We start from the raw sequence: 8,386 nt of genomic DNA, 5'->3' as shown, positions 1-8,386 counted from the left end.
TCGTAAACGGCAATCATTCCAGTCTTTTTGTTTGTGTACTTCACTATCGACATCTTTCATCCAACCTCCTTAACTGTACTTGGTACTATTTATTATATATCATACCAATATTTATGTCAATACGTGTATTGGTATTATTTAGTTATATAGTACCATTATTTTCCACAAACTTTCAATCAGAAATTAGTGCAAAATGCAGAGAGGCCGTAACCCCAGACATAATCTGAGTTTACGACCTCTTGCATCAATCAGCACTTATATATTTTTAGTCAATCATTAGACCGTGAATAGTAACCCTCATCCGCCCTTCGGGCACCTTCCCCCAGAGGGGGAAGGCATTTTATATTTCTTCCCCCAGGGGGAAGGCATCTTTTCTACCATATCAGATGTAGTTCATCAGTGTATCTTTACCAATCTTACCGGTTGCCATGAGGGCTGCCTGGTAAGTGAGCTGTGCAGTTGCAAGATTGGTTGCTGTCTCTGCAAGATCAGCGTCCTCATTATCGGACTGCAAAGTCTTGAAGGTTGTGGTCTGATCCTGGAGTCTTGAGTTGATGAGTTCAAGTCTCTTACTTCTTGTACCGTTGTCTGTTACAGCTACGTTTGCCTTATCAAGAGCTTCCTGAATGCTGGTGATCTTGTGCTCGAATTCCTCCTGGATGTTCTGGCGGAGGTAATCGTATGCCTTCTTGCAGGCATCTATCTCATTCTGAACAACTCTTATTTCATCCTCATCTGTGAGGTCTGCGATTTTTTCCTTAAGAGTTTCAAGAGTTGTATTTACGACATTTATCTGTGCTGCGAGCTGATCAAGGTCGTAGATGTCTCTCTTCATTGTTGTTGTGAAAACCGAATTCGCAGAGGTATTGACTGTGATTTTCTGGGAATATCCAACGTCATACTGGATATCGTGAGGTGCGTTACCGCCGTTGTAAATAACACCGTCCGCATCCACACAGCCAAACAGATTCTGAGGTCTGATGTCTCCCTGCTCCCATTCCTTCTTGTCGTAAACAACATCAATTGTGTTGGCATTGCTGATAAAAGCAAGTGAACTCAGTTTCTCTGTCAGATAATCGTTAAGAAGGATTTCACCGGTTTTCGCATTGAGATAAACCATATTGTTCAAAGTCTTTGAGTACTCCTCATAAGCTTCCAAAAACATCTCTTCATCTCTTGCTGCATTTCCGAAATTGTAGCTGCTTCTCTTGGGTGCGTATTCACCCTTAAGCTGCTTGTATGCCTCATCAATCTCATCGTCTGAGGAGGTTGAATAAAGGATATGATCACTATCGATTTTTATTGTGGTCTCTTTGTATGAGGAGTGAATACTTCCGTTTGCTGTTACCTGAAGCACTGTCTTGGTAGCGTTTCCGTACTCATCCTGCTCGGTTGCCTTCTCGATCTTGTAGGTTCCGTCTCCGCTTACGGTTGCAACGAATTCGTTATCAACTTCTATCTTATACTGCTGCCCAACGGGTCCAAGGAGCGGCATTGTAACTTCGGTATTTTCGCCATCTGAAAAAGCCAGAGTCGTTACGCTTGTGGTGTGCATGGAAACTATCGCACTCTCAATTCCTGTGGGAACATCGAACTGTCCGTCTCCGTCGCCGTCTGTCAGAACTCCGTCTTTACTGACTTCGAACTGATAAACATCATAGGACGTAAGATCTGTCACATTGATGATGTAACCTCTCTCGGGATGAGTGATGCTTGCTCTCTCTGCGGTGTACATATAATTGCCGACAGTTACTGTATAGGTATCTGAAAGCGGAACATATGCATTCTGCTCCACGCCTTCGCTGTTTACAAAAGTAAGATCAAAATATGTAAGATTTGTATCTGTTATTGAAGAGGTTGCTTCCTGAGCCAGATTTTCCCTGAACTTCAGCTCCGCATAGTTTCCATCTCCGACTGTGTAATCGAGGTTGTCATAAGAGCATCTGATTCTTCCGATTTCAACCTGGCGGATGTCATCCTCCTTTGTCTCATTTTTAAATCTTCCTGAGGTGCTGGTATCAAGAACGTCTCCGGCATTGAGATACTGCATATTAAGAGTTCTGCAGGACTTGCTGATATCGCCCGCGTTGAATTCGTCATTTATATCTGTGAAATTCTCTGTCGTGGGCTTTGAATAGGACAGAGCTGTATCAGTCCTGAACCCTGTGAAAATATAGCGTCCGGCGTAATCAACATTACCTGTGGAATAGTACTCTGCTGAAAGAGCATCCAGCTGGGTAACGATTGTATTGAGGTCTGCCATGGTGAGATCTTTATTTGCACCTCTGTTGGCCTGCTGAATCGCATCCGTGAGAACATCGGTAATTGTGGAAAGGGCATCCTCAGTTACATCCATCCAGCTCTTTGCATCCTTTGCATTTTTGTCGTAGTACTGGTCAAGCTGTGTAACTGTGGATCTAAGTCTCAAAGCTCTGATTGCAATAACCGGGTCGTCAGAAGGTCTGGCAATCTTTTTTCCTGTTGCCATCTGAGTGTTCACTTCATCCTCTGCCACCTTGTTGTTATTGATGTTGTAGAGTGAGTTGTTGTTCATTATCTTGTTGGTAATTCTCATGGTAAAACCTCTCTTTAAACTCCTGTCTGAGTTATCAGTCTGTCATAAACCTCTGTGAGCGTGTTTATCATCTTTGAGTTGAGTGTGTAGCTGTGCTCGTACTGAACAAGTGCCGAAGCTTCTTCATCTTCATCGACGCCCATTACGCTGAGTCTCTGGTTTCCTATGGTCTTCTCCAGCGCTGTGTATGTCTCTTCCAATGTGCCGGAATTGCTGGTATTGAGCGCCACATCTCCGAGAACCTTATCCAGGAACTCACCGCTTGTAGCTCCTCTGAAGATGTCTTCTTTATTGAAAAATTCGTTCAGTGTCTCAATATTTCTGTACTCCGATTCGCCCTCGGTCACATCCTGTTTGGTTGCCAGTAGATCGGAATTGCTTCGAAGTTCCCTTGTAACTGTAAAGTTTCCTGCAGTAACTTCGTAGTAGCCTTTATTGTTTGAGAGGGAAGTGAGCTGAGGATATGAAAACTGTGCGTTTGAATCCATGTCGCTCGTTCCTGTCAGAATATAGCGTCCTTCAAGTGAGTCTGCAGTGTAGCCCTTGGACATTATGTCGTTTACTCTGTCTGAAAAACGTCTTATCCACTCGTTCATCTGCTGCATGTAGTACGGAATGCCCTGATATGAAAAATCGGCTCCGACTGTTGCTGTCCTATATTTGGGAGGAGTTGTCGACCTTGTACTCTCCGCCGTAAGGATGAAGGTGTAGGTATCACCGCCGTCGTACTGCCAGTCCTCGTAGGAATAAATCTTACTTGCGACTTCGATTTTTCCTGCAGTTGGAAGTGTACATTTTGTCATATCCATAAGGTCGGGATCCGAAACCTTGATGGTAACTGTTGTAAGTCCGGTCTTCTGATCTTTTACAGAATTCTGAACTTCACCATTGAAGAAGAAGCTGTTGTTTCCGTCTCTCATATCGATGAGTCCCTGAAGTTCTCCGCCGATCAGCTTGTTATCAAGATCAAACACATCAAGTTTGCTGGTATCGTCGCCATCCTTAAAGCTTGTGGGCGCCCATTTGATGTCGTAAAGTCCGACGATGTCTGACTGGTTTACATTTTCATTTGCTTCTCTTGCTATGCATACAAGTTTTCTGTAGGAATAAGAATCAAGGAGCTGCTGTTTTCCTGCGATATTTACGATAAGTCTTGTTGCTCCGGTCTCACGCTCGGGATTACTTGCATCGACAACCTTGGTTTCCTTTACTTCTATATTTACAATTTTCGAAAGCTTATCAAGAAGCTCATCTCTCTGGTCTCTCAGCTCATTCGCTCTTGAACCCTGCATCTCGATGATGTTGATCTGCTTGTTAAGGGAGCAAATCTGTTCTGCGTAGGAATTGATCGTATCGCAGTCCATTTTTATCTCCTGGTTGATATCGTTCTGGAGCTGTTTTAATGATTCCGACATGTGGTTAAAGTAGTCGGTGATCTGTGAAAGCGATGATACGAAAGTCGCCTTGGACTCGGTTGTTCCCGATGCCTTCATAACGTCCTGCAGCGCTGACTGCATCTTGGAGAAAAGGCTTGAGAATCCGGTTGTTCCATCGTCCTTAAAGTACTCCTCTGCCAACTCATTGAAGTAATTTCTCTGTGATACCCTTCCCAAAAGTGACTCATTGGTTCTGTACTTGACGTCGTAGAACTCATCTCTTACTCGCTCAATCGCGATGGTGTCAACACCGGCACCTGCGCATCCGTAAGTTGTGAAAACTCTGAGCGCATCCGATGCTCTCTGATCAACCTTCTGTCTGCTGTATTCATCGGTATTGGCATTGGCGATATTATTTGCTGTTGTATTAAGTGCTGCGTTCGCCGCTCTAAGTCCCGATGCAGCTATGTTTAATCCAAAAAATGTTGAAGGCATATCTTTTCCTTTCTTTAGCCTTCCCCCTGGGGGCGCTCGACGTCCGGGGGACGTCGGTTCAGCGCGGACCGAAGCGGAGCGAAGACAGGTGGCACGAAGTGCCGGATGAGAGGATTACGAGCCAAGCGCCGTAACCACGTGCTCGAGCATCGCGCTGACTACATTTATATATCTACTCGATGCATTAAATGCATTCTGGAACTTAACCATGAATTCAAGTTCTTCATCACTTGAAACTCCCACGATCTGCTCTCTCGCATTTGATACTGCAGACACTGTCAGTTCCTGATTGGACTTGATTCCCTTATATACATCACCTGAGTTCGCAACCTGTGAAACCAGCATGTTGTAATATCCTACGAAATCAGTTTTTGTTGCCACGTTGGGGTTGATGAGATATTTTGCTGTGGTGAATGCACCCTTCAGCTTTTCAACCGTATCATTATCTTCACTTCCGTCTGCGAGGAGGAACTTCATTGCGGTGGGCTCTGCCATGTAAAGCGGATTAACTGCGATGTTGGTAATTATGTAGCCCTTCTTATTCTCTCCTGCCTTGTGATTCTCATCGATGTCGTAGTTGAGGCAATCCTCTTCGTTAAGGACTTTGAAAAGATCGTAATCGGAAGTTCTTCCTTCCACCTCACCGAGAGTTACGGGGTTACTTCCCGCATCCTCATACACCTGATTTATTGCTGTGCAGATATTCTTGATCATCTGGTCGAACTCTGCTTCCACGTTCATGATGACTGACTGTGCGATGTTTGTATTGTAGTAGGCACCAGTCGGATCATCTGTTATATCGTGATAATTTGCGTGGTGGTCACCTCTTGCAAGAAGTGTTGAGCGAAGTTTTCCGATATCTGTGTTCATTGCTGTGGAGACTGTCTGTGTGAGGTCAAATACCTTAGCTCCTCTGATATCTGTTACTACCCATTCTTCCAGGATAGGATCGTATTCTTTCTTTGCTGCGAACTCCCAGTAAGGAGTGTTATATCCTGAAGGGCTTCCGCCTTTATCTGCCGGAAGTGTATTGTCACATGCCATGTGGTTTACATGATCTGTTGTTACGAACTGTGTTCCCTCAAACTGTACAAGTACATTTCCGAAGATGTCTTCGTAGTAGCTAATTCTTCCAAGTTCTCCGAGCTGATCGAGAAGAAGATTTCTCTCATCTCTAAGATCGTTTGCATGCTCCTGATTTCCCGACTCTATCTCAACTATCTGAAGGTTAAGCTCTTTTATCCTGTCACCGATCTTATTGATCTGCTCAACCAGATCCGCAACCTTGAGATCCATGTTATCCTGGTAATTTGTGAGGCCTTCGTATACGCTGTTAGCTCTTGTGATAAACTCGTTAGCTCTTGTCACAAGTGTGCTCTGGTTAACCGCGGATGTAGGATTTTTACTCATCTCCTGAACTGCTACCCAGAGGTTACTGAGAGAATCCGCGAACTCGTTTCCGTTCATCTCCTGAAGCTGATCCTCGATCTCTTCAAGGGTTGTAACAGACACATCATAGAAAGCCTGTCTTCCTGACTCCTGTCTGTAGCTCTGGTCAAGGAACAAACTTCTGACCTGTTTACAATTGTTGTAAACAACTCCGAGTCCTGTCTGTTTCCAGGAAATTATTCTGAAATCCTTTTCAGTGGTGATGTAAGGGCGAGTGCCCTGTGAAACCTGTTGTCTCGTATAGCCTTCCGTGTCTATATTTGACATATTGTGGGCGGTGGTGTTCAGAGCGTTACTTGATGTCTGAAGTCCCGATGCTCCAATATATAAGCTTCCCATTAAAGATGCCATGTATTTACCTCGTGCCTATGTGAGCTTGTCTAGATATCCCTTTTTCGGACTGACATCTGCTGTTTTGGTAAGGGCTATCCCTGTCAATTACATTATTACTCATATAATGTATCGGTTAATTTGGCTATTTACTTATATATATGTGCTCACTTTTTTCTGTTTCTCTTACTTTTCTTATTTTTCCCTTTTCCCCTTCAGGCCCTCTCGTTTTTAACGTAATTTCGATAACCATAAATCCATTTTCATTTTTTTGAAAAATTGACTTACCAAATATCTCATTTCAGCCAACTCTTACCGTTTTTCATGCATAAAAATAAGTCTATTTCATGTTTTCACAGAAATAGACTTATGATTTTCAGGAAAAATCTTCTTTATATTGTTAATCCGTAAATCCATTTCTTCAAAATTTGAAAATTGACTTACGCCTATGCCAAAGTTTACTTTATTACAATTATTTAACATCACTGCTTCGCATCAAACCTTCCCATAGGTGCAACCCCGATCAGATCACCTCTGGTGCCGGCTTTTCTTGTATAGTTTGCAGTTTCAGGTGCACGTCTTGCTGCCTGAATGATATTCATCTCATACTGAACCATCTCAAGTGAACTCTGAAGCAGAATCTGGTTTTGATCATTAACTCTCTGAACATTTTCTGCCAGTGATTTAAGCTTGTCTCTCATCTGTGCAAGATTTCTCTGCTCATTGGGCCTTGAATCAAGCATTCTGATAAGTTCGATGAGCTTGAGGTTGTTGCCCTTCTCTCCTATTACATCGGCGATAGCATCCATGGCAGCTTCTCTTTCTTTGTCCACTGCTGCAATAAGGGAAACCACGGCCTGCTCATCTCCTGAAATCTTGGAAAGTTCTTTCAGATCTCTCTGGATTATCACCGGTGTCTTCTTGCCGGACAAAACCAGAAGTCTTTCATATAATGCACATTCTCTGTCAAGAGCATCAACAAGATTCTGTAATAAGCTTGCCATAGTTGATACCTCCTAGATATAACGCGGACTAAAATAGGATTTCGCTTGCGAAATCCTTGCGCGCGAGATGAAGTTCCGCTCTCGCTTCGCTCGCCGGAACTAGGAAACTCACCAGACTCGAAAGAACCTCGCCAGGTGATTTTCCTAAAAAAGGGCAAAGTTATAGAGCCTGCCTAATAGCCATCGGAGCTTTAACCGTTTGATTAAGCCGGCTCTAATAGTTTCTATATGTATTTGGTTAGGATTAACCTAATGATTCACTAAGTTTAGCGAGGAGCTTATCTGCAAAATCCTCTCCGCTAACGTCATATGTGCCGTCCTTGATTGCACTCTTTATACGTGCCGTAACGTCCTCCCTGACATCCGGAGCCTCTTTCACAGCCTGCTTAGCAACCTGAATATCCTTTCCGATTGAAGAAATCTTCAGAGAATCAGAAACATTATTAGTCTTCTGAGTCTTAGCGGTCTTATTCACTTTGCTGGTGCCATAAACTTGTTGAATCTGGCTGTAAGCTTCTATACGCATATCTTTTCCTCCTTCCTTGGAGAATTTCTTTAGTTCTACTACATTTATCGGCGTATTCTGCAATTACTTTAGAGTTTTTTGAAAATATTTTCAAATATATTTTCCGGCCTCTCACCGATGTCATCCTAATCAATCTATCTAGTGGACATCGGACTCTACATACCCGATATTGTGGTGTCGCTACTGAAAACCCAAGGTATTGTGCTTTATCATCCCCACCAATAATAATATCGGCGAGGCCAATACAAAACTTAACCCCTATTCAGGAAAAAAATTTTATTTTTTTTGGCTCTTCTGGCATGAGTGTGGTTAGTTAAATACGCTGAAGTCCTCATGCCATGCGGCTTAAGCGTACTTTACACGGTTGCGATTTGGTAACGGTATTTTCAGGTCAGAACAGTATAGCAAAACCATATCGATCATACTGTCTACGTCCCTGAATCCATACGCCTTCCGGATAAGCAATTTTATCTTGTTGTTGGTTGCCTCAATGCGGGCATTGGTCACACCAAGCTCGATAGTGTTAAGGATATGATCCTTGTGGCGCATGATCTTTCTCTGCAGCTCCACAAACACCGGGATCCTACAGTGCCTTGCCCATTTGACCCATGCGATAAGTTCGCTTTCGGCC

At 43.4% G+C, this 8,386-nt stretch carries 6 protein-coding genes; all 6 read right to left on the bottom strand.

The window, feature by feature from the left end; all coding sequences use genetic code 11:
• Positions 1-382 precede the first annotated feature (382 nt).
• The gene (locus tag BLR42_RS21165; protein ID WP_091873517.1) at positions 383-2,575 is read right to left on the bottom strand and encodes a flagellin N-terminal helical domain-containing protein; all 2,193 of its coding nucleotides are present in this window, start codon (positions 2,573-2,575) and stop codon (positions 383-385) included.
• 14 nt (positions 2,576-2,589) lie between these two features.
• Positions 2,590-4,446 carry a flagellar hook-associated protein FlgK gene (gene flgK / locus BLR42_RS21160; RefSeq protein ID WP_091873514.1) on the bottom strand — a complete coding sequence of 619 codons (1,857 nt, stop codon included), beginning with the start codon at positions 4,444-4,446 and terminating at the stop codon, positions 2,590-2,592.
• Between the two features lie 114 nt (positions 4,447-4,560).
• On the bottom strand, positions 4,561-6,246 hold the full coding sequence (gene flgK / locus BLR42_RS21155) for a flagellar hook-associated protein FlgK (protein ID WP_091873512.1): 1,686 nt from the start codon (positions 6,244-6,246) through the stop codon (positions 4,561-4,563).
• Between the two features lie 461 nt (positions 6,247-6,707).
• A complete protein-coding gene (locus BLR42_RS21150; RefSeq protein WP_091873510.1) occupies positions 6,708-7,229 on the bottom strand; it encodes a flagellar protein FlgN in 522 nt (173 codons plus the stop codon).
• 244 nt (positions 7,230-7,473) lie between these two features.
• Positions 7,474-7,755 carry a flagellar biosynthesis anti-sigma factor FlgM gene (gene flgM, locus BLR42_RS21145; RefSeq protein WP_091873507.1) on the bottom strand — a complete coding sequence of 94 codons (282 nt, stop codon included), beginning with the start codon at positions 7,753-7,755 and terminating at the stop codon, positions 7,474-7,476.
• Positions 7,756-8,100: 345 nt separating this feature from the next.
• A partial coding sequence (locus tag BLR42_RS21140; protein WP_139165239.1) for a transposase occupies positions 8,101-8,386 on the bottom strand: 286 nt, incomplete at its 5' end.

The sequence above is a fragment of the Butyrivibrio sp. INlla16 genome, from assembly GCF_900104155.1.
Lineage (GTDB): Bacteria > Bacillota > Clostridia > Lachnospirales > Lachnospiraceae > Butyrivibrio.
This window is presented reverse-complemented; position numbering and strand designations above follow the sequence as displayed.